The 26,304-nt window shown below is 67.2% G+C and carries 25 protein-coding genes and 4 tRNA genes; 16 read left to right on the forward strand and 13 right to left on the reverse strand.

What is annotated here, in order from left to right:
• A partial coding sequence (gene earP / locus L810_RS35945; protein WP_042977603.1) for an elongation factor P maturation arginine rhamnosyltransferase EarP occupies positions 1–640 on the reverse strand: 640 nt, incomplete at its 3' end.
• Between the two features lie 76 nt (positions 641–716).
• Here earP and uvrC point away from each other — a divergent pair.
• From uvrC to L810_RS35980, 7 genes are all read left to right on the forward strand, one after another.
• Positions 717–2,762, forward strand: a complete 2,046-nt coding sequence (gene uvrC, locus L810_RS35950) for an excinuclease ABC subunit UvrC (protein ID WP_021163084.1) — start codon at positions 717–719, stop codon at positions 2,760–2,762.
• A 90-nt stretch (positions 2,763–2,852) separates the two neighbouring features.
• A complete protein-coding gene (pgsA, locus tag L810_RS35955) occupies positions 2,853–3,440 on the forward strand; it encodes a CDP-diacylglycerol--glycerol-3-phosphate 3-phosphatidyltransferase (protein WP_021163085.1) in 588 nt (195 codons plus the stop codon).
• Positions 3,441–3,585: 145 nt separating this feature from the next.
• Positions 3,586–3,661: transfer RNA gene (locus tag L810_RS35960), tRNA-Gly, on the forward strand.
• A gap of 53 nt (positions 3,662–3,714) precedes the next feature.
• Positions 3,715–3,790, forward strand: a tRNA-Gly gene (locus L810_RS35965).
• A gap of 51 nt (positions 3,791–3,841) precedes the next feature.
• Positions 3,842–3,917: transfer RNA gene (locus tag L810_RS35970), tRNA-Gly, on the forward strand.
• Between the two features lie 99 nt (positions 3,918–4,016).
• Positions 4,017–4,090: transfer RNA gene (locus L810_RS35975), tRNA-Cys, on the forward strand.
• Between the two features lie 170 nt (positions 4,091–4,260).
• Complete coding sequence (locus tag L810_RS35980) at positions 4,261–4,704, forward strand: GNAT family N-acetyltransferase (protein ID WP_042977606.1); 444 nt, start codon at positions 4,261–4,263, stop codon at positions 4,702–4,704.
• A 115-nt stretch (positions 4,705–4,819) separates the two neighbouring features.
• On the opposite strand, the gene L810_RS35985 is transcribed toward L810_RS35980, so the two are convergent.
• Both L810_RS35985 and L810_RS35990 read right to left on the reverse strand, forming a co-directional pair.
• On the reverse strand, positions 4,820–5,368 hold the full coding sequence (locus L810_RS35985) for a GNAT family N-acetyltransferase (protein ID WP_021163087.1): 549 nt from the start codon (positions 5,366–5,368) through the stop codon (positions 4,820–4,822).
• 58 nt (positions 5,369–5,426) lie between these two features.
• Positions 5,427–6,047 carry a helix-turn-helix domain-containing protein gene (locus tag L810_RS35990; RefSeq protein ID WP_042977608.1) on the reverse strand — a complete coding sequence of 207 codons (621 nt, stop codon included), beginning with the start codon at positions 6,045–6,047 and terminating at the stop codon, positions 5,427–5,429.
• 153 nt (positions 6,048–6,200) lie between these two features.
• Here L810_RS35990 and L810_RS35995 point away from each other — a divergent pair, with 153 nt between their 5' ends.
• Positions 6,201–6,437 (forward strand): ParD-like family protein, encoded by a 237-nt coding sequence (locus L810_RS35995; protein WP_021163089.1) that lies wholly within the window; start codon positions 6,201–6,203, stop codon positions 6,435–6,437.
• Positions 6,437–7,243, forward strand: a complete 807-nt coding sequence (gene map / locus L810_RS36000; RefSeq protein ID WP_021163090.1) for a type I methionyl aminopeptidase — start codon at positions 6,437–6,439, stop codon at positions 7,241–7,243. The genes L810_RS35995 and map overlap by 1 nt, the downstream gene beginning before the upstream one ends.
• A gap of 119 nt (positions 7,244–7,362) precedes the next feature.
• Here map and L810_RS36005 read toward each other — a convergent pair whose 3' ends face one another.
• Both L810_RS36005 and L810_RS36010 read right to left on the reverse strand, forming a co-directional pair.
• On the reverse strand, positions 7,363–7,866 hold the full coding sequence (locus L810_RS36005) for a GAF domain-containing protein (RefSeq protein ID WP_021163091.1): 504 nt from the start codon (positions 7,864–7,866) through the stop codon (positions 7,363–7,365).
• Between the two features lie 102 nt (positions 7,867–7,968).
• Positions 7,969–8,886: a LysR family transcriptional regulator gene (locus L810_RS36010; RefSeq protein ID WP_021163092.1), complete on the reverse strand. Its 918-nt coding sequence runs from the start codon at positions 8,884–8,886 to the stop codon at positions 7,969–7,971.
• Between the two features lie 109 nt (positions 8,887–8,995).
• Here L810_RS36010 and L810_RS36015 point away from each other — a divergent pair, with 109 nt between their 5' ends.
• On the forward strand, positions 8,996–9,868 hold the full coding sequence (locus tag L810_RS36015) for a pirin family protein (RefSeq protein ID WP_042977609.1): 873 nt from the start codon (positions 8,996–8,998) through the stop codon (positions 9,866–9,868).
• Between the two features lie 126 nt (positions 9,869–9,994).
• Positions 9,995–10,480, forward strand: a complete 486-nt coding sequence (locus L810_RS36020) for a GNAT family N-acetyltransferase (protein WP_021163094.1) — start codon at positions 9,995–9,997, stop codon at positions 10,478–10,480.
• 22 nt (positions 10,481–10,502) lie between these two features.
• Here the strand turns inward: L810_RS36020 and L810_RS36025 are convergent, their stop codons facing one another.
• From L810_RS36025 to L810_RS36035, 3 genes are read right to left on the reverse strand one after another with little or no spacing between them, the layout of a single operon-like run.
• Positions 10,503–11,372: a cytochrome c oxidase assembly protein gene (locus tag L810_RS36025; RefSeq protein WP_021163095.1), complete on the reverse strand. Its 870-nt coding sequence runs from the start codon at positions 11,370–11,372 to the stop codon at positions 10,503–10,505.
• A gap of 10 nt (positions 11,373–11,382) precedes the next feature.
• Positions 11,383–11,829: a copper chaperone PCu(A)C gene (locus L810_RS36030; RefSeq protein WP_021163096.1), complete on the reverse strand. Its 447-nt coding sequence runs from the start codon at positions 11,827–11,829 to the stop codon at positions 11,383–11,385.
• Between the two features lie 14 nt (positions 11,830–11,843).
• Entirely contained in the window at positions 11,844–12,479 is a 636-nt protein-coding gene (locus L810_RS36035) for an SCO family protein (RefSeq protein WP_021163097.1), read from the reverse strand.
• 282 nt (positions 12,480–12,761) lie between these two features.
• On the opposite strand from L810_RS36035, the gene otsB reads away from it, so the two are divergent.
• A complete protein-coding gene (gene otsB, locus L810_RS36040; RefSeq protein ID WP_021163098.1) occupies positions 12,762–13,514 on the forward strand; it encodes a trehalose-phosphatase in 753 nt (250 codons plus the stop codon).
• Entirely contained in the window at positions 13,511–14,890 is a 1,380-nt protein-coding gene (gene otsA / locus L810_RS36045; RefSeq protein WP_021163099.1) for an alpha,alpha-trehalose-phosphate synthase (UDP-forming), read from the forward strand. Before otsB ends, otsA begins: the two co-directional genes overlap by 4 nt.
• Before the next feature lie 78 nt (positions 14,891–14,968).
• Here the strand turns inward: otsA and L810_RS36050 are convergent, their stop codons facing one another.
• Positions 14,969–16,801 carry an ABC transporter ATP-binding protein gene (locus L810_RS36050; protein ID WP_042977612.1) on the reverse strand — a complete coding sequence of 611 codons (1,833 nt, stop codon included), beginning with the start codon at positions 16,799–16,801 and terminating at the stop codon, positions 14,969–14,971.
• 564 nt (positions 16,802–17,365) lie between these two features.
• On the opposite strand from L810_RS36050, the gene L810_RS36055 reads away from it, so the two are divergent.
• Both L810_RS36055 and L810_RS36060 read left to right on the forward strand, forming a co-directional pair.
• A complete protein-coding gene (locus L810_RS36055) occupies positions 17,366–18,430 on the forward strand; it encodes a glycosyltransferase family 4 protein (protein WP_027787985.1) in 1,065 nt (354 codons plus the stop codon).
• 234 nt (positions 18,431–18,664) lie between these two features.
• The gene (locus L810_RS36060) at positions 18,665–19,471 is read left to right on the forward strand and encodes a hypothetical protein (RefSeq protein ID WP_021163102.1); all 807 of its coding nucleotides are present in this window, start codon (positions 18,665–18,667) and stop codon (positions 19,469–19,471) included.
• A gap of 243 nt (positions 19,472–19,714) precedes the next feature.
• Here the strand turns inward: L810_RS36060 and gudD are convergent, their stop codons facing one another.
• Complete coding sequence (gene gudD, locus L810_RS36065) at positions 19,715–21,067, reverse strand: glucarate dehydratase (RefSeq protein ID WP_021163103.1); 1,353 nt, start codon at positions 21,065–21,067, stop codon at positions 19,715–19,717.
• A gap of 359 nt (positions 21,068–21,426) precedes the next feature.
• On the opposite strand from gudD, the gene L810_RS36070 reads away from it, so the two are divergent.
• Positions 21,427–22,188, forward strand: a complete 762-nt coding sequence (locus L810_RS36070) for a FadR/GntR family transcriptional regulator (protein WP_021163105.1) — start codon at positions 21,427–21,429, stop codon at positions 22,186–22,188.
• A 124-nt stretch (positions 22,189–22,312) separates the two neighbouring features.
• On the opposite strand, the gene L810_RS36075 is transcribed toward L810_RS36070, so the two are convergent.
• From L810_RS36075 to L810_RS48785, 3 genes are all read right to left on the reverse strand, one after another.
• Complete coding sequence (locus L810_RS36075) at positions 22,313–23,461, reverse strand: branched-chain amino acid ABC transporter substrate-binding protein (RefSeq protein WP_042977615.1); 1,149 nt, start codon at positions 23,459–23,461, stop codon at positions 22,313–22,315.
• A gap of 366 nt (positions 23,462–23,827) precedes the next feature.
• A complete protein-coding gene (locus tag L810_RS36080) occupies positions 23,828–25,972 on the reverse strand; it encodes a phosphocholine-specific phospholipase C (protein WP_021163108.1) in 2,145 nt (714 codons plus the stop codon).
• Positions 25,973–26,096: 124 nt separating this feature from the next.
• The coding region (locus tag L810_RS48785) for a hypothetical protein (protein ID WP_218921750.1) at positions 26,097–26,304 on the reverse strand (208 nt) is incomplete at its 5' end.

The raw sequence follows: 26,304 nt of genomic DNA on the forward strand, positions 1-26,304 counted from the left end.
GATTCTCGTACGCGAACAGGCTGACGACCGTCGTGCCGGCGGCCGGCGGCGCGCCGCCGGTCGCGCGCCGCCACCATGCGTCGCGCGCCGCCGCGTCGGTTTCGAAGGCCGTGCGGCGCGAATCGAGGTCGTGCTCCTTCAGGACGCCGCCGGTGCCGGCCGACAGGCCGGGGAAGAAGAACGTCTTCAGCAGCGGGTAGCGCGGATGCGGCGACGGGCGCAGATGGAAGTCGGCGACCCAGTCCTCGGCGCTCAGGTATTCGAGGTTGATCCACACGGGGCGGCGCGCGCGGCGCGCCATCGCCGCGAGATACGCGCCGGGCAACTCGCACGCGAACGCTTCGATCACGACATCGGCGATCTCCAGCGCGTCGCCGACTTCCGCATGCCAGTGTTCGACCACGATCGTGTCGACCGTCTGCCGACCCGCGTCGGGATCGACGCCAGGCAGCAGGCGCGAGAACGTGCGCAGGTCGTCGATAAACAGGCGAACCTGCCAGCCGTGCTCGTGCGCGAGCTGGCGCGCGAGGCGCCAGCAGACGCCGATGTCGCCGAAATTGTCGATCACGGTGCAGAAGAGGTCGCAGGCGATCGGTTCGCCCGGCGCGGCGGGCAGGGGGGCAGCGGTGGTGCGTGGCATCGAAGCGGGCCGGTGAATGCTCTAAACTGGCGATTCTAATAGACCCGTTCCGCGTTACAAGGCGCCCGGATCACGCATGACATCCCCTGAAGCTCCCGATACCCCGTTCGAACCGAAGAAGATCCTTGCGCAGTTGCCGCACATGCCGGGCGTCTATCGCTATTACGACACGACGGGCGCCGTGCTCTATGTCGGCAAGGCACGCGACCTGAAGAAGCGCGTATCGAGCTATTTCACGAAGACGCAGCTGTCGCCGCGCATCGCGATGATGGTCACGCGCATCGCGCGCATCGAGACGACCGTCACGCGTTCGGAGGCCGAAGCGCTGCTGCTCGAGAACAACCTGATCAAGGCGCTCGCGCCGCGCTACAACATCCTGTTTCGCGACGACAAGTCGTATCCGTACCTGAAGCTCACCGCACACCGCTTTCCGCGCATGGCCTATTACCGCGGCTCGGTCGACAAGCAGAACCAGTATTTCGGGCCGTTCCCGAGCGCCTGGGCCGTGCGCGAGAGCATCCAGATCCTGCAGCGCGTGTTCCAGTTGCGTACCTGCGAGGATTCGGTCTTCAACAACCGCACCCGGCCGTGCCTGCTGCATCAGATCGGGCGCTGCACGGCGCCGTGCGTCGGCGCGATCTCCGACGAGGATTACGCGATCGACGTGTCGAACGCCGCGCGTTTCCTGCTCGGCCGGCAGTCCGAAGTGATGAAGGAGCTCGAGCAGAAGATGCACGCGTTCGCGTCCGAGCTGAAATTCGAGCAGGCGGCGGCCGTGCGCAACCAGATGAGCTCGCTCGCGACGGTGCTGCACCAGCAGGCGATCGAGGTCGGCAGCGACAGCGACGTCGACATCCTTGCGGTGGTCGCGCAGGGCGGGCGCGTGTGCGTGAACCTTGCGATGGTGCGCGGCGGCCGGCATCTCGGCGACAAGGCGTATTTCCCGACGCACGTCGAAAGCGCGCTGACGCTCGCCGAAGGCGGTCTCGGCGACGAGTCCGAACTGGCGGAAGCGGCCACCGCGCCTGCCGATGCACCGGCTGACGCATTACCCGACCTGCCCGCCGAAGAATCCGGCCGCGCGCGCGGCGACGCGGCGGCGTCGGTCGAGGCCGAGGTGCTCGACGCGTTCATCGCTCAGCACTATCTCGGCAATCGCGTGCCGCCCGTGCTGGTCGTGAGCCATGCGCCCGCGAGCCGCGACCTGCTCGAATTGCTGTCCGAGCAGGCCGGCCACAAGGTGTCGCTGGTGCGGCAGCCGCAGGGGCAGCGGCGCGCGTGGCTGTCGATGGCCGAACAGAATGCGCAGATCGCGCTCATGCGGCTGCTGTCCGAGCAGGGCTCGCAGCAGGCGCGCACGCGCGCGCTCGCGGAGACGCTCAGCTACGAATGCGACGATCTCGCGACACTGCGGATCGAATGCTTCGACATCAGCCATACGATGGGCGAGGCGACGCAGGCGTCGTGCGTCGTCTACCACCATCACAAGATGCAGTCGGGCGAGTACCGCCGCTACAACATCACGGGGATCACGCCGGGCGACGACTACGCGGCGATGCGGCAGGTGCTCACGCGTCGCTACGAGAAGATGGTCGAGCAGGCGGCCCAGGCGGCAGCTGTCGACGAAGCGGCCGGCATCGACGGCGAGTCGACGCGCCAGGCCGAGGCGTCGAGCCTGCTGCCGAACATCGTGCTGATCGACGGCGGCAAGGGTCAGGTCGAAATCGCGCGCCAGGTGTTCACCGAGCTCGGCCTCGATACGTCGATGCTGGTCGGCGTCGCGAAGGGCGAGGGGCGCAAGGTCGGCCTCGAGACGCTCGTGTTCGCGGACGGCCGCACGCCGCTCGAACTCGGCAAGGAGAGCGCCGCGCTGATGCTCGTCGCACAGATTCGCGACGAGGCGCACCGCTTCGCGATCACCGGCATGCGCGCGAAGCGGGCGAAGGCGCGCCAGACGTCGCGGCTCGAGGAACTCGAAGGCGTGGGCGCGAAGCGCCGGCAGCGGCTGCTCGCGCGGTTCGGCGGGTTGCGCGGCGTGGTGGCCGCGAGCGTCGAGGAACTCGCGAGCGTCGAGGGCATCTCGCACGCGCTCGCCGAGCAGATCTACAAGCAGCTTCACTGACGCGGCCGTGCGGCCGGCTGCCTCGCCAGCGTTCTTGTGGCAGGCCGGTCGACACGGCACAATTGCGAATCCTTTACTGTCCCGCATGCCATGCCGTTCAATTTCCCGATTTTCCTGACGTGGGTACGGATCGTGCTGATCCCGCTCGTCGTCGGCGTGTTCTATCTGCCGGACACGGTGATGGGCGGCGCGCACCGCAACCTCGCGGCGGCGGCGATCTTCATTCTCGCCGCGCTGACCGACTGGTTCGACGGGTTTCTAGCCCGCAAGTGGAACCAGACGTCGTCGTTCGGCGCCTTTCTCGATCCGGTCGCGGACAAGCTGATGGTGACGGCGGCGCTGCTGATCCTCGTGCAGATTTCGCGCGTCGACGCGGCGATCGCGCTCGTGATCGTCGGCCGCGAGATCGCGATTTCGGCGCTGCGCGAATGGATGGCGCAGATCGGCGCGTCGAAGAGCGTGGCGGTGAATCAACTCGGCAAGTTCAAGACCGCATGCCAGATGGTCGCGATTCCGATGCTGCTGTTCTACGGGCCACTGCCGCTCGGCATCGCCACGATCGATACGCGCGTATGGGGCGAGTGGCTGATGTATCTCGCGGCGGTGCTGACGATCTGGTCGATGCTGTACTACATGAAGCTCGCGTGGCCGCAAATTCGCGAGCGCGGCGGCGCGTGATGCGTGTCACGCGTTCGGTCGAGCAGGTTTTTTGGAAAAAGGGCTGGAAAAGCCCTTGACACACGAATGTGCCTTCGACATAATCTCGCTTCTCCGCTGCACGACGAAGTAAGTGTGTGACGGGGAAGCAGTAGCGCAGTAGCATGCGGGAGTAGCTCAGTTGGTAGAGCGCAACCTTGCCAAGGTTGAGGTCGCGAGTTCGAGACTCGTCTCCCGCTCCAGATTTTTTCTGGCAGCGTGTAGTACGGCAAAGCGCTGCAGATGCAGGACACATGCGGGAGTAGCTCAGTTGGTAGAGCGCAACCTTGCCAAGGTTGAGGTCGCGAGTTCGAGACTCGTCTCCCGCTCCAGATTTTTCTGGCAGCGTGTGGTACGGCAAAGCGCTGCAGGTGCAGGACAATGCGGGAGTAGCTCAGTTGGTAGAGCGCAACCTTGCCAAGGTTGAGGTCGCGAGTTCGAGACTCGTCTCCCGCTCCAAGTAATGGGGAAGCCACGCTTCCCTTTTTATTTGATGGACCTTCGGTCCTCGAATAAAAATCTGTCTCTTGCCTCACGGCATCCGGACAGTCCGCTTTTGGCGCGATAGCAAAGCGGTTATGCAGCGGCCTGCAAAGCCGTTTAGGCCGGTTCGACTCCGGCTCGCGCCTCCAGGTAGGAAAAGAAAAGCCCCGCTTCGGCGGGGCTTTTCTTTTTTCCGCGCCCGTTGCGGAGATGGCTCGTGAGAGGGGCGGGATGGATGCGGTAGCATGACGCGACCCGCGGGCGTTTGGGCCCTGCGCGAAACGTCGAGGCTGTCGATGCAGAAACTTGGTGAGGCGGATTGAATACCCCGGAGCCCGAAACGAGGGACGCGCGGCTTTCCGATTGCGCCGCAATCGCGAGGCTGTTGCGCCAGCTCGGATATGACGTCACGCCCGCGCTGATCCATGAAAAATTGCTGTCGCTGGCCGACAAGCCGAGTGACCGGGTCTGCGTGGCGATTCTGAATGGCGAGATTGTCGGCAGTATCAGCCTGCACATCCTTCCGCTCTTTCACGCACCCGGGAATCTCGGGCGCATCACGAGTTTGGTCGTCGACGAGCGTCACCGGGGATGCGGAATCGGCGGTGCGCTGATGGCGGACGCGCAACGTTGGTTCGAGCGCGGCCGATGTGTGAAGCTGGAGGTGACGAGTGGTGACCAACGTCCGGACGCCCACCGTTTTTACGCGCATCACGGTTTCGCGCGCGACGGGCAGCGTCTTTCCAGGAAAATGCGCACGTAGCGTGTGTTTGAAAACCAAAGCCCGCTGCGAGCGGGCTTTTTGATTTCGGCAGATGCAGCGGGATTCTCGAACGGGCTTCGGCCATGCGATGCCGCTTGTCCGTCGCGACATCCGCTCAGCCGTCCACCGGTTGCGCAGGCGTGTCGAGCGTCAACTGATAGAACGCCGCATCGAGCCAGCGGCCGAACTTGAAGCCCGCTTCCTTGATCGTGCCCGAGTGCACGAATCCCAGCTTCGCATGCAGTGCGATGCTCCCCGCATTGGCCGCATCGATGCAGCCGACCAGCACGTGTGCTTCCGCTTCCCGCGCGCGCCGGACGACTTCGCGCAGCAGCACTTCGCCAAGCCCGCGGCCACGCTGGTCGCGATGCACGTACACGCTGTGTTCGACCGTGTACTTGTAGGCGGGAAACGCGCGGAACGTGCCCCAGCTCGCGAAGCCGAGCAGCGTACCCGACGCGTCGACCGCGCCGATGACCGGGAAGCCGCCTGCGCGTTTCGCCGCGAACCACGCGACCATCGCTTCCGGCGGGCGCGGCTTGTAGTCGTACAGCGCGGTCGAGTTCGCGATCGCGTCGTTCAGGATCTCGAGGATGGCCGGCGCATGCTCGGCCTCGCTGCAATCGATCAGGCGCACGTCGTCGCGCTGTTTCGGGGAATTCATACGGACTCCTGTGGGCAGTAAGTGGGTCGCGCGCACGGCTGCTGCGACGACGCGTTCATCAGGGGTTGCGCACGCCGGCGGCGGACGCATCGCAGATCACGACGACATAACGCGCGGCGTGCGGCGACGGATTGCTGAAAATCAGCGGCTGGTCGAGCCGCATGGCCAGGCAGTCGCCTTCGTGAAGTTCGTGAAGGGTTTCGCCGAGCGTGACGTCGACGCGGCCGCTGATGATCCACACCTGCTGATGCAACGCGCTTTCGCGTCCGCCACTGTCGTACGCGACGCGCGCACCGGGCGGGAAATCCACCTCGACGAGCTGGATCGGCGACGGCCAGCCAGCCGGGGAGAGGTTGCGGCGCACATAACCGGACGCCGGATCCCGCCATTCGGCCTGCTGCGCGCGGCGTGCCAGCGGCTGCGCGGGCGCGTCGTCCTGGTCGCCGGCGAACAGCCCGGCCAGCGACACGCCGAGCCCGGCTGCCAGCTTGTCGAGCACGACGGCCGTCGGGCTGGCCGATGCACGTTCGATGAGCGAGATCATCGAACGGCTGACGCCGGAGCGCGCAGCCAGCACATCGAGCGTGTAGCCTCGCACGGTGCGCAGGTCGCGCACGCGCCGGGCGATGCGTTCGTTGATGCCGGTGTCGTCGGCCGCGGCGGTGACGGATTCTTTCATGGTGGATTTATTTTCCAGCAAACTGGAATTCGGTGTCAACGCCGGTGACGGGCCGGCAGCCGGCCGACGGCTCGACCGAATCCGCATGGCTTGCCCGCCAGCCGACCGCAGCGTAATATACGAATCGACTACGTTTCGTTTAATTGGGGATATATGGGCATCATCAAGATTTCCGAGCACATGCACGAGCGGCTGCGCTCGACCAGCACGGCGCTGAGCCGCTCGATCAACGCACAGGCCGAGCACTGGCTGCGCGTCGGGATGCTGGCGGAACTCAATCCGGCGCTGTCCTACGGCGACATCTGCCGGATGCTGATCGAGGCCGAAGCACGGGGCGGCGACGCGGGGCCGGCGGAACCGGTCGAACACGGCATCGAGCAGGTGGCGTAATGGCGAAGCGAGAAATCCCGATCCGCGGCATGGCGGAAATCGCGAAGTCGCGCGAAGCCGCGAAGCTGGCGTCGCAGGTACTGACGATGATCACCGAGCACGTGAAGCCGGGCGTCACCACCGACGAACTGGACGCACGCTGCCGCGAATACATCGTCGACGTGCTCGGCGCGATCCCGGCGAACATCGGTTACCACGGTTATCCGAAGACGCTGTGCACGTCGGTCAACCACGTGGTGTGTCACGGTATCCCGACGTCGCGGCCTTTGCGCGACGGCGACATCGTGAACCTCGACATCGCGGTGATCAAGGACGGCTGGTTTGGCGATACGAGCCGCATGTATTTCGTCGGCGAACCGAACGAACTCGCGCGGCGCCTCGTCGCGACGACCTATGAGGCGATGCATGCGGGCATCCGCGCGGTACGTCCGGGTGCCACGCTCGGCGACGTCGGCTACGCGATCCAGCAGGTCGCGCATCGCGAAGGATTCAGCGTGGTTCGCGAGTACTGCGGGCACGGCATCGGCGACGTCTATCACGACGAGCCGCAGGTGCTTCACTACGGCCGCCCGGGCACGGGCGTACCGCTGCGGCCGGGGATGATCTTCACGATCGAGCCGATGCTCAACGCGGGCAAGCGCGACACGCGCATGCTGGCGGACGGTTGGACGGTCGTCACGAAGGACCATTCGCTGTCGGCCCAATGGGAGCACATGGTCGTGGTGACGGAAACGGGCTTCGAGGTGCTGACCGAGGATGTGAAGCCGCAAGCGTCCCCGGCGCTGTCCGGCACGCACGCTGCCTGACGTGTAAAGTGCGCCGCGAAGGGCGGGGCGGCGGCACAGTGAAACGGGCTCCTTTGCGGAGCCCGTTTCGTTCGAGGTCATGCGGCGAGATTCATGCGTGAACGCGGCTCAGCCGCCGCTCAACCGCGCGCCTTCTGCCATGCGGATTCGACGAATACGCGGCAGAGCGCCTCCATCCCCTGGCGGTCTTCTTCGTCGAAGCGCGCGGCGACCGGGCTGTCGACGTCCCACACGCCGATCAGCGTGCCGTCGCCGGCCACCAGCGGCACGACGATTTCCGATTCCGACGCGGCGTCGCACGCGATATGGCCGGGGAAGTCGTGCACGTCGCGCACGACCTGCGTCTCGCGCGTCTGCGCAGCCGTGCCGCACACGCCCTTGCCGAGCGCGATCCGCACGCAGGCGGGCTTGCCCTGGAACGGCCCGACCACGAGCTCCGTCCCGTCGAAGAAGTAGAAGCCGGCCCAGTTGAGGCGGTCGAGCGAGTGGTAGACCAGCGCGGCGAAGTTGGCCGCGTTCGCGGTCAGGTCGCGTTCGGATTCGACGAGCGCGCGTGCTTGCTCGACGAGCGTCGCGTATTGATCGGCCTTGGAGGCGTTGGGGTCGTTGGACAGCGTGAACATGGCGGAAAAGCGATCAGGGTTGTGGAATGCGCGATGCGCGTACCGCAGTCTACGGCACGCGCGCACGGTTTGCAGCGCGCGGTTGCGCGCGACACGGCAAGCTCAGTCGGGTTCGAGTTCGGCAAACCGCGCGGCCAGAAAATCGAGCAGCGCGCGCACCGCAGGCAGCAACCCCCGGCGCGACGCGAACACCGCATGCACGATCTCGCGGCGCGGTGCCCAGTCGGGCAGCACGGTTACCAGCGCGCCGCGCGCGACCTCGTCGCGCACCATCATCGTCGGCAACTGCACGATGCCGACTCCCGCGACGGCCGCCGCGCGCAACGCGAGCATGCCGCCGGTCACAAAGCGCGGCAGGTGGTGGATTTCCGCATGCGCGCCGTCGGGCCCGCGCAGCCGCCACACGTGCGTGGACTGCGGGACGCCGTGATCGAGGCTCGGCAGGCGCGCGAGATCGGCGGGAACGGCCGGTGCGCCATGCTCGCGCAGCAGCGCGGGGCTCGCGACGAGGCACTGGCCGCGCTCGGCCAGCACGCGCAGCGCGAGATCGCTGTCCTCGAGCGGCGGCGGGCGTACGCGGATCGCGACGTCGATCCCTTCGCCGACCACGTCGACGCGCCGGTTGGTCGCTTCCAGATGAATCTCGACGCGCGGGCACGCGACCATGAACGCGGCGATCATCTCGCCGACGAGCGAATCGAGCAGCACGATCGGGCAACTGACGCGCACGATGCCCCGCGGCTCCTCGTGCAGCAGCGCGATCGCCTCGTCGGCCGCATCGGCCTCGACGAGCATCGCGCGGCAATGCGCGTAGTAGGTCTGGCCGACATCGGTAACGGTGAAGCGGCGCGTCGAGCGCTGGATCAGCCGCATCCCGAGCCGCGCCTCGAGCAGCGCGATGCGGCGGCTCAGCTTCGATTTCGGCATGTCCAGCGCACGCCCGGCCGGTGCGAAGCCGCCGTGTTCGACGACCTGCACGAAATAATAGAGATCGTTCAGATCCCGCGCTTTATCGTTCATGAAATGGAACGCTGAGTGCGATTTTGGCAGTCTACCGGATCGATCGTTCCACCTCTATATTCCTCTCCAGGATGCGAAACACGTGTTTCGCCGCAATTCGGAGAAGGCAATGAAGAAGATCCAGGGTGTGTACAGTGCGCCGCGCGGCCATTGGGTCGGCGACGGTTTCCCGGTGCGTTCGATGTTCAGCTACCAGTCTCACGGCGCGCATCTGAGCCCGTTCCTGCTGCTCGACTACGCCGGCCCGGCCACGTTCGAGCCGGGCTCGGCCTCGGCGCCGCGCGGTGTCGGCCAGCATCCGCACCGCGGGTTCGAGACGGTGACGATCGTCTATGACGGCGAGGTCGCGCACCGCGACTCGACCGGCGCGGGCGGCGTGATCGGCCCGGGTGACGTGCAGTGGATGACGGCCGCGAGCGGGATCCTGCACGAGGAATTCCACTCGGAAGGGTTCACGAAGCGTGGCGGCCCGCTCGAGATGGTCCAGCTGTGGGTGAACCTGCCCGCCAGGGACAAGATGGGGGCGCCCGGCTACCAGACGCTGCTGGATGCCGACATCCCCGTGGTCGAGCTGCCGGACGGCGCTGGGCGTGCGCGGATCATCGCGGGCGAGCTCGACGGGCGGCGCGGCCCGGCCCGCACGCATACGCCGATCGACGTATGGGACGTGCGGCTCGTGGCCGGCGGCCATGCGCGGTTCCCGGTCGCCGAAGGGCGCACGCTCGCGGTGGTCGTGCTGAGCGGTACCGTGCAGGTGAACGGCGAGACGGTCGCCCGCGAAGCGCAGTTCGTGCAGCTCGGCCGCGACGGCAGCGACGTCGAGATCGAAGCGAACGGCGACGCAAAGCTGCTGATCCTGAGCGGCGAACCGATCGACGAGCCGGTCGTCGGGTATGGGCCGTTCGTGATGAACTCGCAAGCGGAGATCCGCACCGCGATCGAGGACTTCAACAACGGCCGTTTCGGCCAGATGCCGGTATGACGGACAGGCCCCGCGTTATGCGGGGCCTTTTTTCGGGTGCGTGCGGCCGGTCGCGCGGCGCGTGCGCTTCGGGGCATAATCGACGGTTGCCGCGCGCCGGCCGGCGCGCCCGAATCAGGACCGACCATGAACGCATCCGCCGCATCCCCGAGCGCCGCCGATCTCGACTGGCGCTGGAAATCCTTCGACGCGCTGACGGCGCGCGAAGTCTATTCGATCCTCGAAGCCCGCAGCGCCGTGTTCGTCGTCGAGCAGAACTGCGTGTATCGCGACATCGACGACGCGGACCAGGCCGCCTGGCATCTGGCCGCATTCGATCCGGCCGGGCGCCTCGCCGGCTATCTGCGCGTGCTGTTGCCGGATGCGCAGAACACCGATGTCCGCATCGGCCGCGTGCTGACGACCGCCGCGTTTCGCGGCGCCGGCCTGGGCAACGGGCTGCTGTCGCGCGCCCTTGAGCATATTCGCGCGCAGTGGCCGGATACGCCGGTGAGCCTGCATGCGCAGGCCCACTTGCAGCGCTTTTACGGGGCATTCGGCTTCACGCCGAGTTCGGACGTGCACGACGAGGACGGCATCCCGCACGTGTGGATGAGCAGCGCGCGCGCGTAATGCGCGCCGCGCCGCGCGGCAGTCAGTGCGCGGCGCGCGCGACCGACGGCGCGTCCGCGCGTTGCGCGGCCCGTTCGCCGATCAGGCGGCCGCGGGCGGACAGCCGCAGCCAGTGCCGCAGCGCGATCAGCGCGCCGATCACGCTCATCATCGAGCCAGGAATCCACAGCAGCAGGCCGCCGATCTGCTGGTCGCGCAGCGGGCTCAGCCACGTGAACGCGCGGCCGCAGATCGAATAGATCGGATACAGCTCGTGCGGCGTGAAGAAGATCAGCGCGCCGAGTGCGATCTGCGGCGGGATCGCCGCGACGACGATCAGGATCCGGCGGCCCGGCGACAGCCGGGCAGGCGGCGCGGGGCGCGGATCGACGACGAGCCACCAGAACAGCAGCCCGTCGATCACCATGCTCCAGTTCATCACGCGATAGAGACGCCAGTCGAGCATCGCGATGAAGTGGATCGGCGACAGCAGCCAGAAATAGATCAGCCCGACGAACAGCACGACCGCGACGACGGGATGGAATACCACGTCGAGCGTCGCGCGCACGGGCGCCCACGCGAGGGCGGGGCGCACGAAGCGCTGCCGCCAGCGAAACGGGATGCCCGCGCGAATCGCCGCGCCCGGATAGGACAGCGCGATGAAGAACGGCCCGAGGTGGTGCAGCACGAGGTGCTGCGCGCGGTGCAGGAAGAACTCGTGCTCGAAGAAATAGTCGAGCCGCGTATGCAGTGCGATGTAGAGCGCCGTCAGCCCGAACCAGAACGAGAACTGCCGCAGCGGCGACACCTTCGCCTTCTTCACGCCGCGCGCGAACAGCACGGCAGCGGTGAGCACCGCGATCACCACGGTCGGCGACGGTTCCCACGGATCGAGCCAGTACAGGAGGTTCATCGCGCGCGTATCACTTCGCCTGGGCCGGCGATTTCACGGCGAACGGCGCATCGACCGTTTCGCCGTCGGAGAATTTCAGGCGCAGGTGCACGGTGTCGCCCGGCTTGATCGCGTGCTTCGGCTCCTCGAGCATGAAGTGGTAGCCGCCCGGCGCGATGTCGACCTTGCCGCGTGCGGGGATCGTCAGCTTGTCGACCATTTCCATCTTCTGCGTCGAGCCGTTCGAGACGGTCTGGTGCAGCATCGCCATCCCGTAGTCGGGGCTGTCGACGTCGACGAGATCGACCGGCTTGTCGCCCGTGTTCACGATCGTCACGTAGCCGCCGGCCGGCAGCTTGTTCGGCAGCCAGCGCACCCATGCGTTCTGCGCGGTGATCGCACCGGCGGCATAGGCGTGGGTGCCGGCGCACAGCGCGGCGAGGAGGGCGAGCGTCTTGAGTGTCGTCTTCGTCTTCATGTCGTGAGAGGAATTCAGGTGGTGGAGGCGGTGTCGATGATCCGGCGCACATCGGCGGCGATGGCGTCGGGCGAGTCGCGGTCAGTTGCAAGCAGGCGGGCGCGGCCGGTCGCGTCGAAGATGTAGACGGCCGAGCTGTGCGTGACTTCGTAGCCGCCGGACGGATCGCGCTGTTCCATCTGGTACGCGACGCGATAGCGCTTCGCGAGCGATTCTATCTGGCGGTCGGTGCCGGTCAGGCCGCGCGCATGCGCGGCGTCGAACGCGGCGACATACGATTGCATCGCCTGCGGCGTGTCGCGTGCAGGATCGACCGAGACGAACAGGATGCGCACGTCGTTGGCCTGCGGGCCGAGCTTCGCCAGCACTTCCATCAGCCGTGCCATCGTTTCGGGGCAGACGTCGGGGCAGTGCGTGTAGCCGAAGTAGACGAGCGCGACCTGGCCGTGGAACGCATCGGCGTCGACGGGATGGCCGTCGCCGCCCGTCAGCGTGAACGACAGGTCGGGCAGGTGGCCGGTGACGTTGGTCAGGTTCCAGCGCGGCTCGTCGTGCGTGCACGCGGCGAGCGCCACGGCGGCGGCGAAGGCCGCGGCCGTGCGGATGAAGCGGGAGAAGCGCCGGTGCGGCGCTGGGCGGGCAGACGACATCCTGGGGCTCGATCGGACGGAAAGGTGACCGGCCGGCGCGATGCCAGGCGTCGCGCGGCAGGCGGTTGCGACTGTAGCGCAATTCGCGCGCCCGCGTCCTTTCGAAACCCGTACGGGGCGGACGAGCGGGGCAATATGTCGCAGTTGACGCAATCGGCGGCGCGCGGCTGGCGATGCGCCGGTTTCGCCCATCTCGGTGCGCAGGCGCGGTAAGATGCGCACAATTCCATTCGCGCAGCGGCGGTGCGGCGTTTGCCGGCCGGCCCTCAGACTATCGAATCGATGCAATCCGTTCCGGCTTCCCTGTCCCTGACCGATACCGCGTTCTTCTTCGACTTCGACGGCACGCTCGTCGAACTGGCGCCGACGCCCGACAGCATTCACGTTCCGCCGTCGCTGCTGACGCTGCTCGACGAGCTGCGGCACCGCTCGCACGGTGCGGTCGCGGTCGTGTCCGGGCGCGGTATCGACAACCTCGACGCGTTCCTCAAGATGCCCGGCCTGCCGATCGCAGGCCTGCACGGCGCGGAGCGCCGCGATGCGAACGGCGACACGCAGCGCATCGGCTTCAACGACGAACGTCTGCTGCGCATCGAGCGCGAGCTGGCGGCCGTCGTCGACCGTCATCCGGGCATGCTGCTCGAAATCAAGGGTGCGGCCGTTGCGCTGCATTACCGCAACGCGCCCGAGCGCGAGGCGGCTGCGCGCGCGGCCACCGAGCGCCTCGTCGCCGACTACGCCGATGCGTATGTGCTGCAGCCCGGCAAGATGGTGTTCGAGATCAAGCCGAAGGGTGTCGACAAGGGGCGCGCGCTGGCCGCGTTCCTCGACGAGCCGCCGTTCGCGGGCCGCGTGCCGCTGTTCGCGGGCGACGACCTGACCGACGAGAAGGGCTTCGCGGTGGTCAACGCGCGCGGCGGCCTGTCGATCAAGGTCGGCGCGGGCGAGACGTCCGCCCGCATGCGGCTCGATTCGGTCGACGCGCTGCATGAGCAGATCGCGCACTGGCTCGGTGCGGGGCAGCCGCACGCATGAGTCGCCTCATCATCGTTTCAAACCGCGTCGCACCGATATCGGAAGGCGAACCGGCGGCAGGCGGCCTCGCGATCGGTGTCTATGATGCGCTGAAGGAGACGGGCGGCATGTGGTTCGGCTGGAGCGGCGAGGTTGTCGCGTCCGGCGCGCCGCAGATTCGCGTCGAGGAGCACGGGCCGGTCACGTTCGCGACCATCGGCCTGTCGCGGCGCGACTACGACCAGTATTACCGCGGCTTCTCGAACGCGACGCTGTGGCCCGCGTTTCACTACCGCACCGACCTGATCCAGTACGACCGTCACGAGTTCGAAGGCTACAGCCGCGTGAACGTGTGGCTCGCGCAGCAGCTCGTGCCGCTGCTGCAGGACGACGATGTGATCTGGGTGCACGACTATCACCTGATACCGTTCGCGCGCGCGCTGCGTGCGGCCGGCGTGAAGAACCGCATCGGCTTCTTCCTGCACATCCCGTTTCCCGCCGCGCAGGTGCTCGTCAACGTGCCGCCGCATCGCGACCTGGTCGAGTCGCTGTGCGCGTTCGACCTGCTCGGTTTCCAGACCGAACCCGACCTGCGCGCATTCTGCGATTACGTCGAATCCGAAGCGGACGGCGTGATCGAGCGCGACGGCCGCCTGGTGACGGTGCGCGCATTCGGCCGGACGCTGCGCGCGGCCGCGTATCCGATCGGCGTGCATCCGGACGAGATCGCGGCGCTCGCGCAGGCCGGCGAGCACGGCAAGGCGGTGCGCACGCTCGCGGCGTCGCTGCGTGGCCGCAAGCTGATCATGAGCGTCGACCGGCTCGATTACTCGAAGGGACTCGTCGAGCGCTTCCGCGCGTTCGAGAAGCTGCTCGAGCACGAGCCGTCGCATCGCAATCGCGTGTCGTTCCTGCAGATCGCGCCGTCGACGCGAGCGGAGCTGCGCGCGTACCAGGACATCCGCCTGCAGCTCGAAGGAGAGTCGGGGCGCATCAACGGACGCTTCGCCGAGCTCGACTGGGCACCGATCCTCTATATCCATCGCCAGTACGACCGCCAGCTGCTCGCGGCGCTGTACCGGCTCGCGCGGGTCGGCTACGTGACACCGTTGCGCGACGGGATGAACCTCGTCGCGAAGGAGTACGTATCCGCGCAGGATCCGGACGATCCGGGCGTGCTCGTGCTGTCGCGCTTCGCGGGCGCCGCGCGCGAGCTGACGGGGGCGCTGATCGTCAATCCGATCGATATCGACGGGATGGCCGATGCGTTGTCGCAGGCGCTGACGATGCCGCTCGCCGAGCGTCGCGCGCGTTATACCGACATGATCGCGCAGCTTCGCGAGAACAACGTGTCGGTGTGGCGCGACAACTTCCTGCGCGATCTGCAGCACGCGTAACCGACACCTCCCGCCGGAAATGAAAAAGCCGCAGTGCTGCTCGCACTGCGGCTTTTTTGCTGGCTGCGGGCCGGTGCTTCAGGCCACGCGTTCGCCGGTCGGCGTGCTGCCGTCGGGCGCCGCGTGATGGCGGCCGTGCTGCTTCGCGAGCAGGTCGCGGTACAGGCCGGGGCGGTTGCGCAGCACGTCGGGCGGCCCGTCGTCGATGACCTTGCCGTTGTTCATCACGATGATCCGGTCGAAGTTGCGCAGCGTCGACAGGCGGTGCGCGATCGCGATCACCGTGCGACCGACCATCAGGCGGTCGAGCGCGCTCTGGATCGCTTCCTCGGATGCGCTGTCGAGCGCGGACGTCGCTTCGTCGAGCAGCAGGATCGGCGCGTTCTTCAGGATCGCGCGCGCAATCGCGATGCGCTGGCGCTGGCCGCCCGACAGCTTGACGCCGCGGTCGCCGACGATCGTGTCATAGCCTTCCGGCATCGCTTCGATGAACTCCGCGCAGCGCGCGTCGCGCGCGGCCGCGAGCACTTCGTCGCGGGTCGCTTCGGGGCGGCCGTACGCGATGTTGTCGTAGATCGTCCGGTGCAGCAGCGAGATGTCCTGCGGCACGAGCGCGATCGCGTGGCGCAGGCTGTCCTGCGTGATCGACTTCACGTCCTGGCCGTCCACCTGCACGACGCCGTCCTGCGTGTCGTAGAAGCGCTGCAGCAGCGCGAGCACGGTCGACTTGCCGGCGCCCGACTTGCCGATCAGGCCGACGCGCTGGCCCGGCTCGATATGGAGATCGAAGTGGTCGAGGATCGCGCGGCGGTGCGGATACGCGAACGTCACGCGCTCGAAGTCGACGCGGCCGCCCTTGGCCGACAGCGGCTGGGCGTCCGAACGATCGGGCATCCCGTGCGGCTCGAGCAACGTCTTGACGGCTTCGGACAGGCGCGCGACGTGCTGGGTGACGTCGACGAGCGCGACCGCGAGGTCGCGCGTGCCGTGCAGGATCGTGAAGCCGAGCGAGCTGACGAGCACGATGTCGCCGGACGTCGCGCGGCCCTGGTCCCACAGCCACAGCGCCCAGCCGAGCAGGCCGGCGGACAGCATCGCGGTGATCACCGCGTGCAGCAGGCGCAGCTTTTCGAGATAGAGCAGGCTTTGCTGGCGCGCATCCATCTCGGCCTTGACCGTTGCGCCGAAGCGCTTCTGTTCGCGCAGCGTCATCCCGAACGCACGCACGAGGCCCATGTTGCCGATCACGTCGACGAGTTCGCCGTCGACCGCGGCGGCCTTCGCCGCGAACGCATGGTGGCGGGCCGAGCCGCGCCCGGCGAGCTTGAACAGGATCACCGACAGCACGGCCGAACAGCCGAGCAGGCCGGCGGCCATCATCGGATTGACGACGATGATCATCAGGATCGCGCCCATCACCGCGATGCACGGCGGCAGCACGTTCCACGCCATCGTGTTCTCCGACGTGTAGACGGCGTTCGACGTGGCCGTGATGCGGCTCGCGAGCGTGCCCGGCTGCTTTTCGGAGTAGTAGGTCGGCGAATGGCCGATCAGGTACTGGAACAGGTCGCGCCGCAGGTCGCCGGTGACCGCGACGAACGTATGCGCGGCGACCCAGCCGCCGACACGCCACAGCAGGTTGTCGGCCGCGATCAGCCCGACGAGCAGCGCGAATGCGCTCCACAGCGGGCCGGGGTGATGACGCCCGGTCGCCAGCACGTCGATCAGGTGCTTGATCGCGTATTGCGAGCCGAGCGCGCAGCCGACGGCGGCCAGCACGCTGCAGAGCACGATCAGGTGGGCAACGGGATGCAGGCGGATGTAGCGGAACAGGAACGCGATCGGCCGGTGCGCGTAGCTCGACAGCTTCGCGTTGTGGGCGTTGCGCTGGGCAGGGGTGAGAGATTCCAAAATATGCGTGCGGTGATTCGGTGATTGAGCGTTGCGGCGGGATCGCTTGCCGGCGTTCGCCCGGACTGAATAATCCGGCATTGTAAACAAGGCCGTGCGCTGCGCTGCGCGAATCTTGCCTCGGCCAGGGGTGCTCGATCGATTTTGAGATAAAATCCGGCATCCCGTCCTGTCTCATGTGCCGGAATCACGCTGCCGGCAGTCACGGGGGCAAGGAATGCCAAAAGGGCCTTCCACTCTAGAACGGACGCCCAAGTCCGCGGGTTGCAAAGTGTTGCACCTTTGTAACAAAGTAAAGTGTTTGAAATGTTGTGCGCCGTATCGGGATTAACCCTAGATAATCGGCTCCGGGTTCGATTCCAGGTTTTTTACGAACCCCTGTCAACGGGTCTTCGTTTCAAACGTTCTATGCCTGTCGCGTCGCCGACGCTCCTTGAGCAGCGCGGGTTTGACGCCCCCGGCAGGCTGATTCGTCCGACTTTTCGGGCGAAATGCATCCAGCCCGGACCGCCGGCAGGTTGCCGACCCATACCTGGTTTTTAGCCGATTTTTTAGGAGTTACGCATGCGAATCGCCCAAATCGCTCCGTTGCACGAAGCGGTGCCCCCGAAACTGTACGGTGGTACCGAGCGAGTGGTGTCCTACCTCACCGAAGCACTTGTCGAGATGGGGCATGACGTTACGCTCTTCGCGAGCGGCGATTCGCAAACCTCCGCGAAGCTCGAAGCGTGCTGGCCGCAGGCGCTGCGCCTCGACCCGACGATCCGTGACGTGATGGCCCCGCACATGCTGCTCCTCGAGCAGGTGCGCCGCCGCGCGGAAGAGTTCGACGTCCTGCACTGCCACATCGACTACTACCCGTTCTCGCTGTTCTCGCGCCAGCCGGTCCCGCATCTGACGACGATGCACGGCCGTCTCGACCTGCCGGAACTGCAGCCGATCTTCAATGCATTCAGCGACGTGCCGGTCGTGTCGATCTCCGACAACCAGCGCATCCCGCTGCCGCAGGCGAACTGGCTGTCGACCGTTTACCACGGCCTGCCGGAAAACCTGCTGACGCCGATCCCGAACGTGAAGCCGAGCTATCTCGCGTTCCTCGGCCGCATCTCGCCGGAGAAGCGCGTCGACACGGCGATCCGCATCGCCGAGCAGGCCGGCCTGCCGATCAAGATCGCCGCGAAGCTCGACAAGGCTGACCGCGCGTACTACGAAGAGAAGATCAAGCCGCTGTTCGCGCTGCCGCACGTCGAGTACATCGGCGAAATCAGCGAAGCCGAAAAGACGGAATTCCTGGGCAACGCGCACGCGCTGCTGTTCCCGATCGACTGGCCGGAGCCCTTCGGCCTGGTGATGATCGAGGCAATGGCCTGCGGCACGCCGGTGATCGCGTTCAAGCGCGGCTCGGTGCCGGAAGTGATCGACAACGGCGTGTCGGGCTTCGTCGTCGAAGACGAACTGTCGGCCGTCGCGGCGCTCAAGCGCCTCGATACGCTGCCGCGCGAGAAGGTTCGCGCCGCGTTCGAAGCACGCTTCTCGTCGAAGGTGATGGCGCAGAACTACGTGAAGGGCTACGAGGAACTGCTGCGCCAGAAGCGTCGCACGGTGCTCCGCGAAGTCAACGCAGGCTGATTGCGGGCCGCCGCCTGGCGGCGCGCGGCTTGCCAACGACGCCCCGTCCGGGTTTCCGGCGGGGCGTTGTCACATCCGCGGCGCGGATCTGTTGTATTCTCGCCGCGCCCGACGCCGCGAACGGCCCCCGAAGCGGGCCGCCATAGCATCCAGTCGTCTGTCCAGACGGTAATGTCCCTATAATGGCCGTGCCGTGAAATCCGGCCCCGCACGAATATCCAGAGGAGAGCAGTCTTGGCGAGAACGAAATCCACGCGCGCAGCGCCGGCCCCCGGCGCCGGTGTCATCTTCGCGTTGCGTGCGATCGGTCTCGTGCTGCTCGCGCGCTGGCTGTTCTCGATGTCCCAGATGGGCTATCGCTCGTCGCTGTCCGCGATGGTGTCGTCGCCCTGGGCGTTCGTCTACCTCCTGCTGATCTTCCTGCTGCTCGCGCTGCCGGGTGCCGTCGCGCGCGCCGAGCGGCCGTTCCATCCGCTGCCGCAGTGGCTGCGCCAGGCGCTGCGCGTCTTCGCGCTGATCGGTTTCCTGTTCGCGGTCTGGTCGATCGGCATGTTCGTCTGGGTGGATGGCTGGCGCCTCGCGCTGCATGCCGTGACGGCGACCAACGGCTGGCTCGTTGCCGCCCCGGCGCTTTATGCGGCGATCGTCTGGATCTGCCGCCCGCGGCCGCTGTGGCGGACCAACGTGGCGGCCCGCCGCTTCGCGGTCGGCCGTTATGCGATTTCGCTCGACGTGCTGACGCGCACCGCGATCGTCTGGATGGAAAGCCGCAAGGTCGGCCAGTACGACGCGCGCGAACTGTCGGTGCGCTGGCCCGGCCGTACGGCGCCTGCCGCCGGCGAAGGGGCGACGGGCGGACAGCCCTCGGTCGTGCCGCCGCGCCGCGGCGGCCTGTTCAATCGACCGAAGGTCGAGCTGCTGTGGGATTCGCCGGCGGCCGTCGGCCATAACCGGCAGATCGTCATGCGCGCGCCGCTCGCGACCGAAGGCGATCGCGTCGCGGTGCTCGCGCTCGACGCCGCGCTCAAACAGATCGTCTGACAAGTCCCGCGCACGGCGTGCGGGCGCGGGGGATTGGGGCGGACGGCCAGGAATGGCCGGACAGGTGCGGCCGGCCAAGTCCGGCCGAGTCTCGATCTGGCCGGCCGGATTCCCATCGCCATCCCGATCGGGATCCTGTCCCACACTAGCCGCGTTTTCCGCCAGACACCCGCCAGCTGGGCCTCGCCGCTCCTGTCGAGCCCTGCCCGGCCGGGCGATTCAGTCGCCCGGTCCGTTCCGCGCTCAGCGCACGAGGCAGGGGCGCTTGTTGTTGAAAGTCCACCCCGGAATCAGGTACTGCATCGCCGCCGCGTCGTCGCGGGCACCGAGCCCCTGCTGCTTGTACAACTCATGCGCGACCGCGACGGCATCCATGTCGATATCGATGCCGAGACCCGGCCGCTTCGGCACGTCTACCAGCCCGTTCTCGATCTTCAGCGGCTCGCGCGTCAGGCGCTCGCCGTCCTGCCAGATCCAGTGCGTGTCGATCGCGGTGACCTGGCCCGGTGCGGCGGCCGCGACATGCGTGAACATCGCGAGCGACACGTCGAAGTGGTTGTTCGAGTGCGAGCCCCACGTGAGGCCCCAGTCGCGACACATCTGCGCGACGCGTACCGAACCCTGCATCGTCCAGAAGTGCGGATCGGCGAGCGGAATGTCGACGGCCTGCAACTGCACCGCGTGGCCCATCTGCCGCCAGTCGGTCGCAATCATGTTGGTTGCCGTCGGCAGCCCCGTCGCGCGGCGGAATTCGGCCATCACCTCGCGGCCCGAGTAGCCGTTCTCGGCGCCGCACGGATCTTCCGCGTAGGCGAGCACGTGATGCTGGTCGCGACACAGTCGCACGGCCTCGTCGAGCGACCATGCGCCGTTCGGGTCGAGCGTCACGCGCGCGTCGGGGAAGCGCTCGGCGAGCGCCGTCACGGCCTCGATCTCGCTCGCACCTTCGAATACGCCGCCCTTCAGCTTGAAGTCGTTGAAGCCGTAGCGCGCATGCGCGGCTTCGGCGAGCCGCACGACGGCCTCGGGCGTCAGCGCGGCTGCGTCGCGCACACGCGTCCAGTCGTCGGTCGCGCCGCTGCCGTCGCGGTAGGGCAGCGCGGTCTTCGTTCGATCGCCGACGTAGAACAGGTAGCCGAGCATTTCGACGCGCTCGCGCTGCTGGCCTTCGCCGAGCAGCGCGGCGACCGGCACGCCGAGATGCTGGCCCAGCAGGTCGAGCAGCGCGGCCTCGAGCGCGGTGACCGCGTGGATCGTCGTGCGCAGGTCGAAGGTCTGCAGACCGCGGCCGCTCGCGTCGCGGTCGGCGAAGGTGCGCCGCACGTCGTTGAGCACCGCATGGTAATTGCCGACCGGCTGGCCGACGACGAGCGCACGCGCATCGTCGAGCGTGCGGCGGATGCTTTCGCCGCCGGGCACTTCGCCGACGCCGGTCCGGCCCGCGCTGTCCTTCAGGATCACGAGGTTGCGGGTGAAGAACGGGCCGTGTGCGCCGCTCAGGTTGAGCAGCATGCTGTCGTGGCCGGCGACCGGAATCGCTTGCAGGTCGACGATGCGCGGCGTGTCGTGGGAGGGCGAGGCAGTGACGGCGTTCATGGGCGGCGATGGCAGAAGGGTGGGCAATGCCGTGCGGCAAAAGCTTTGCCGCGCGCGGCAGGAGGTGCGATCATTCGACAACCGACGTGCGCGGCGCGCAAGCCCCCGCAGGTCGACGCAACCCGGAACGGGGTGGGAGCGACAACCTGACCAGCGGAGCGCAGAACGCGAAAGCTGGCTGATCGTAAGGCATGGGACCAGGCAGTGCCGGCGTGCGCGCTTGAGTCGACAGGAGATCCGTGTTTTGATCATCAGTCGTCGGATGACTTGTGACGCAGTATAATGAATCATCGGCTTTCGCTCAAACCCCGCGTAAACCCTCGGCTCACATTACGATCATTCAAAAAGGAACCGGCCTCATGTCCGTGCCTACGCTTCCCGCAGCGCCGCGCCGTCGCGCACGCAGCCTCGCACAAGATGTCGTCGACGCGCTGACCGCGCAGATCGAAAACGGCACGCTGCGTCCCGGCGACAAGCTGCCGACCGAAACCGAAGTCATGGCGGCGCAGGGCGTGAGCCGTACGGTCGTGCGCGAGGCCATCTCGCGGATGCAGGCGAGCGGCCTGATCGAGACGCGCCACGGCATCGGCAGCTTCGTGCTGGAGCCGTCGCGCCGCCAGACGCTCGGGATCGACCCGGCGACGATCACGACGCTGCGCGACGTGCTCGCGGTGCTGGAACTGCGCATCAGCCTCGAGAGCGAATGCGCGAGCCTCGCCGCGCAGCGCGCGAACGATACCGACCTCGTCGCGCTGCGGCGCGCGCTCGACGCGATCGCAACGGGGGCGGGCGGCGGCCGCGACACGGCGCAGCTCGATTTCCAGTTCCACCTGCAGATCGCGCAATCCACCGGCAACCGCTATTTCGTCGACATCATGACGCAGCTCGGCACGTCGATCATCCCGCGTACGCGCGTGAATTCGGCCCGCTTTGCCGGTGACGATCTGGAGCGGTACGTCGGCCGGCTGAACCACGAACACGAGGACATCTACGAGGCAATCGCGCGCCACGACCCGGAGGCCGCGCGCGCCGCGATGCGCACGCACCTCACCAACAGCCGCGAGCGGCTGCGCCGCGCGCACGAGGCGGCCGAGGCCGAGCGCGACACGCAGGCCGGCTGATGCGCCGGGCGGTGCGCCCGCCCGGTCGAATTGCGTCAACATCAGTCGTCATACGAGATCGATATCCGTTCATCGATCTCCGCGGCCGGGCGGCCTGTCCGCCGCCGGCCGCCGGCACCGCCGATCAGCCTCCCTTCGTCGTGATCGTCTTCCACGCGCCGCTCTTCACCTGGTACAGCGTCGACATCCCGCTCTTCAGCGAACCGTCGCTCGCGAACGAGATGCGGCCGGTGACGCCTTCGAAGTCGATCTTCTTCAGCGCCGGACGGTAGACCTTCGGGTCGGTCGAGCCGGCCGCCTGCATCGCCTTGATCGCCGCCCACGCGGCGTCGTAGCCGAACTGCGCGTACGACAGCACGTCGACGCCGAAGCGCTTCTTGAAACGCTGCTCGAAATCCTTCCCTTGCGGCAGCTCGTCGAGCGGCCGGCCGTATTCCCATGCCATCGCGCCTTCGGCGGCCGGGCCCGCGATCTTGATGAACTCGTTGTCCTTCACGCCGCCGCCGCCGACGAACTGCGCGTTCAGCCCGAGCTGTCGCATCTGCTTGATGAAGTTCGCGGCGAGCGAATCGAGGCCGCCGAAGAAGATCAGGTCGGGATTCTTGGCCTTCAGGCTCGTGATCTGCGCGCGAAAGTCGACCGCCTGGTTGCTGGTGAATTCGCGGCCGATGAGGTTCCCGCCGGCGGCCTTCACGGCCTTCTCGAACTCGTCGGCCTCGCCCTGGCCGAACGCGGTGCGGTCGTCGATGATCGCGATGCGCTTCGCCTTCGTCACGTCGACCGCGTACTTGCCCGCGTTGCCGGCGTTCTGGCCGTCGGTCGCGATCACCATGAACATGTTCGCCAGCCCGCGCGAGGTGAGCGTCGGGTTGGTCGCCGCCGGATCGATCACCGGGATGCCGGCCTTGTCGTAGACGACCGAGGCCGGAATCGTCGTCCCCGAGTTGAAATGGCCGACCACGACCGACACGTTCTGGTCGACGAGCGCCTGCGCGGCCTGCACGCCGATGCGCGGGTCGGCCTGGTCGTCCTGCACGACGAGGTTGAAGTGCGCGGGCTTGCCGGCGATCTGCACCTTCTGCGCGGCGGCATCGTCGAGCGCGAGCTGCACGCCGTTCTGCAGGTCCTTGCCGTAGCCGGCGTTCACGCCCGTGAGCGGCGCGGCGAAACCGACCTTCACGTCGGTCGTGTCGGCGGCCCGGGCGGCCTGTTGCGAGAGGAGGGCAAGCGCGGATGCAATCGACACCGACAGCAGGGAATGACGGAATTTCATGTTGTTCCTCTTGTTCGATACCTGCGAGTAAGTACCGCACACGCTCGGGATGGCTGAACGCGTGCGACGGGCGGGCGGTTCGACCGCTTCTCGGAATCGGGCGGGGAGGTCGGCATCGTGATCCTCGGAAGAATCTCCCGTCAGGCTCGGCGAAGAGCCCCGATCGTTTCGATATATAGGTCGCCGATATGCGTGGGTCTTGGCAATTTGCCGCGCATTCGATGCGGATTTGCGCATAGCTTCCGCGCGTGCGGAGGCAGCCGGTATCGGGAGTTTCCCGTCGCGAACGGAGCGGGCGGAGAGGAGGGGTGGAGGTGGGGGGAGGCAGCGCGGCCCGCCGGGGCCGCGCTGCCTCACATGAGGCCGTCAGTCGGACAGCGCGTCCGATGCGGCTTCGGCATCGTCGTGCGATGCGTGCGTGCGGATCAGCGGATCGCTGGTGCTCGGGCGCCCCGTCTCGACGTGGCCCGCGAAGCGGCGCAGGAAGCCGAGCAGCCGGCCGTCGCTGACGGTCAGGTCGTACCAGCCGTGGCTGCCGCGCAGATCCCAGTAGTCGTCGATCTGCTGGCCCGGCGCGAGATCGAACGTGCGCGCGCGGCCGTGGCCGTATGCGTTCGTGACCTTGAGCCGCACCGCCTTGTGGCCGCGGTTCATCAGGCGCAGCGTGATGTTGCCGTTCGCGACGTCATAGCCGTAGATCACCTCGGGGTTCACGTTCGCGCTGCCGACGCCGGTCGCGAACGGGCCGCGGAAATGGCAGTAGAAGCCGTTCGGGCCGTACACGTCGAGGTCGTACAGGCCGAGCGACGCCGCGGCGCTCCACGTGTCGGCGATCCGCTTGCCGGCTTCGACGGTGTACGCCCACGGGCCGTCGAGGCGGTTGCGTGACTGCACCTGGAACGCGGCGCCCGCCCGGCCCGTGTTCGCGAAGGTCAGCCGGAACTGGCCGTTGACCGATTCGACGCGGCCGTGCACGAACAGCTCGTAAGGCAGCGCGCGCGCCGGCCGCAGTCCGGCCTCCTGCTTCGGCAGCTTCTGCAGCACCGGCGGCACGGGGATGTAGTCGGGGTGGCGCAGGCGGTCGGGCGGCGCGTAGCCGCTCGTATCCGGCAGCGTCGGCCAGCCGGCGTCGGCCGTCGCGAAATCGAACGCGGCGGTCAGGTCGCCGCATACCGCGCGACGCCACGGCGACACGTTGGCCGCCTTGACCGGGTATTGCGCGCCGAAACGGGCCTCGATGAATTGCAGCAGCGACGTGTGATCGAAGGTCTGCGAGCAGACCCAGCCGCCTTTCGTCCACGGCGACACGACGAGCATCGGCACGCGCGGCCCGAGGCCGTACGGGCCGGCCATGTGCGATGCGTCGCCGGGGAATACCTCGTTGGTCGTCGCGACCGTCGACAGCCCGTTGTCGCGCGACTGCGGCGCGAACGGCGGCTGCACGTGGTCGAAGAAGCCGTCGTTTTCGTCGTACGTGATGAAGAGCGCGGTCTTGCTCCATACGTCCGGATTCGACACGAGCGCCTTCAGCACCTGCTCGATGTACCACGCACCGTAGTTCGCCGGCCAGTTCGGGTGCTCGGAATACGCTTCCGGCGCGCAGATCCACGACACCTGCGGCAGCGTGCCGTTCTTCACGTCCTGCTGCAGGACGTCGAACAGCGTGCCGCCGGCGCTGATGTTGGTGCCGGTGCGCGCCTTGTCGTACAGCGGCGTGCCGGGCAACGCGGTGCGGTACTGGTTGAAGTAGAGCAGCGAGTTGTCGCCGTAGTTGCCGATGTACGGGTTCTGCGTCCAGCCCCACGAGCCGTTCGCGTCGAGCCCCGTGCCGATGTCCTGGTAGATCTTCCACGACACGCCGGCCTGTTCGAGCACCTCCGGATAGGTCGTCCAGCCGTAGCCCTTTTCCTCGTTGCCGAGCACCGGGCCGCCGCCCGTGCCGTCGTTGCCGACGTAGCCCGTCCACATGTAGTAGCGGTTCGGGTCGGTCGAGCTCGGGATCGCGCAGTGGTACGCGTCGCAGATCGTGAACGCGTCGGCGAGCTGGTAGTGGAACGGGATGTCGTCGCGCTTCAGGTACGCCATCGTCGTGGTGCCCTTGTTCGGCACCCACTGGTCGTAGCGGCCCTTGTTCCATGCCGCGTGCATGTCCTGCCAGCCGTGCGGCAGGTCCTGCAGGAACTGCAGGCCGAGCTTGTCCGCGCCCGGATGGAACGGCAGCAGTTCGGCCGGGCCGACCGGCTGGTGGAACACCGACTTGCCGTTCGCGAGGCGCAGCGGGCGCGGGTCACCGAAGCCACGGACACCGCGCATCGTGCCGAAGTAGTGGTCGAACGAGCGGTTCTCCTGCATCAGGATCACGATGTGTTCGATATCGCGGATGGTGCCGGTGCGGCGGTTCGCGGGAATCGCGAGCGCATCGCGGATCACGGGCGGGAACAGGTTCAGCGCGGCGGCACCGGCGGTGCCGGCAGCGACGCGCAGGAAGTCACGACGGTTCGATCGGGTCATGGTCGTTATCGTGGGGTAAAGAGGGAGCCGATTGGCGGGACCAGCGGGAACGGCGCACACCGGGTCGCAGGATGCGGCTGCGTTGGTGCGTGCCGCCGCGAGCATAGCGAGGAATCGGTGTCATTCATGTGAAGTCCGGAAACGTTTGCATCCGCATCGAAGCGATATCGACGCAGCGTCGGGGCATATCGCGAACGGTCGTGGTGACGCAGGGGGAGAGCGGGAAAGCGGGACAACAGGAAAGCGGGAAAGCGGGAAAGCGGGAAAGCAGGAAAGCAGGAAAGCAGGAAAGCAGGAAAGCAGGAAAGCAGGACCACGGGACAACGGGACAA

The sequence above is a fragment of the Burkholderia sp. AU4i genome (genome assembly GCF_000466765.1).
GTDB classification, from domain to species: Bacteria; Pseudomonadota; Gammaproteobacteria; order Burkholderiales; family Burkholderiaceae; genus Burkholderia; species Burkholderia cepacia.

Bases quoted from the DNA above. Each gene is read 5' to 3' on its own strand.
- otsB (WP_021163098.1), top strand. From the start codon at position 12,762: ATGCAATCCGTTCCGGCTTCCCTGTCCCTGACCGATACCGCGTTCTTC.
- L810_RS36080 (WP_021163108.1), bottom strand. From the start codon at position 25,972: ATGACCCGATCGAACCGTCGTGACTTCCTGCGCGTCGCTGCCGGCACC.
- L810_RS36025 (WP_021163095.1), bottom strand. From the start codon at position 11,372: ATGAACCTCCTGTACTGGCTCGATCCGTGGGAACCGTCGCCGACCGTG.
- L810_RS36005 (WP_021163091.1), bottom strand. From the start codon at position 7,866: ATGTTCACGCTGTCCAACGACCCCAACGCCTCCAAGGCCGATCAATAC.
- L810_RS36015 (WP_042977609.1), top strand. From the start codon at position 8,996: ATGAAGAAGATCCAGGGTGTGTACAGTGCGCCGCGCGGCCATTGGGTC.
- L810_RS35990 (WP_042977608.1), bottom strand. From the start codon at position 6,047: ATGAAAGAATCCGTCACCGCCGCGGCCGACGACACCGGCATCAACGAA.
- L810_RS36055 (WP_027787985.1), top strand. From the start codon at position 17,366: ATGCGAATCGCCCAAATCGCTCCGTTGCACGAAGCGGTGCCCCCGAAA.
- L810_RS36070 (WP_021163105.1), top strand. From the start codon at position 21,427: ATGTCCGTGCCTACGCTTCCCGCAGCGCCGCGCCGTCGCGCACGCAGC.
- L810_RS35985 (WP_021163087.1), bottom strand. From the start codon at position 5,368: ATGAATTCCCCGAAACAGCGCGACGACGTGCGCCTGATCGATTGCAGC.
- L810_RS36075 (WP_042977615.1), bottom strand. From the start codon at position 23,461: ATGAAATTCCGTCATTCCCTGCTGTCGGTGTCGATTGCATCCGCGCTT.
- L810_RS36030 (WP_021163096.1), bottom strand. From the start codon at position 11,829: ATGAAGACGAAGACGACACTCAAGACGCTCGCCCTCCTCGCCGCGCTG.
- uvrC (WP_021163084.1), top strand. From the start codon at position 717: ATGACATCCCCTGAAGCTCCCGATACCCCGTTCGAACCGAAGAAGATC.
- pgsA (WP_021163085.1), top strand. From the start codon at position 2,853: ATGCCGTTCAATTTCCCGATTTTCCTGACGTGGGTACGGATCGTGCTG.
- L810_RS36035 (WP_021163097.1), bottom strand. From the start codon at position 12,479: ATGTCGTCTGCCCGCCCAGCGCCGCACCGGCGCTTCTCCCGCTTCATC.
- map (WP_021163090.1), top strand. From the start codon at position 6,437: ATGGCGAAGCGAGAAATCCCGATCCGCGGCATGGCGGAAATCGCGAAG.
- gudD (WP_021163103.1), bottom strand. From the start codon at position 21,067: ATGAACGCCGTCACTGCCTCGCCCTCCCACGACACGCCGCGCATCGTC.
- L810_RS35995 (WP_021163089.1), top strand. From the start codon at position 6,201: ATGGGCATCATCAAGATTTCCGAGCACATGCACGAGCGGCTGCGCTCG.
- L810_RS36010 (WP_021163092.1), bottom strand. From the start codon at position 8,886: ATGAACGATAAAGCGCGGGATCTGAACGATCTCTATTATTTCGTGCAG.
- L810_RS36020 (WP_021163094.1), top strand. From the start codon at position 9,995: ATGAACGCATCCGCCGCATCCCCGAGCGCCGCCGATCTCGACTGGCGC.
- otsA (WP_021163099.1), top strand. From the start codon at position 13,511: ATGAGTCGCCTCATCATCGTTTCAAACCGCGTCGCACCGATATCGGAA.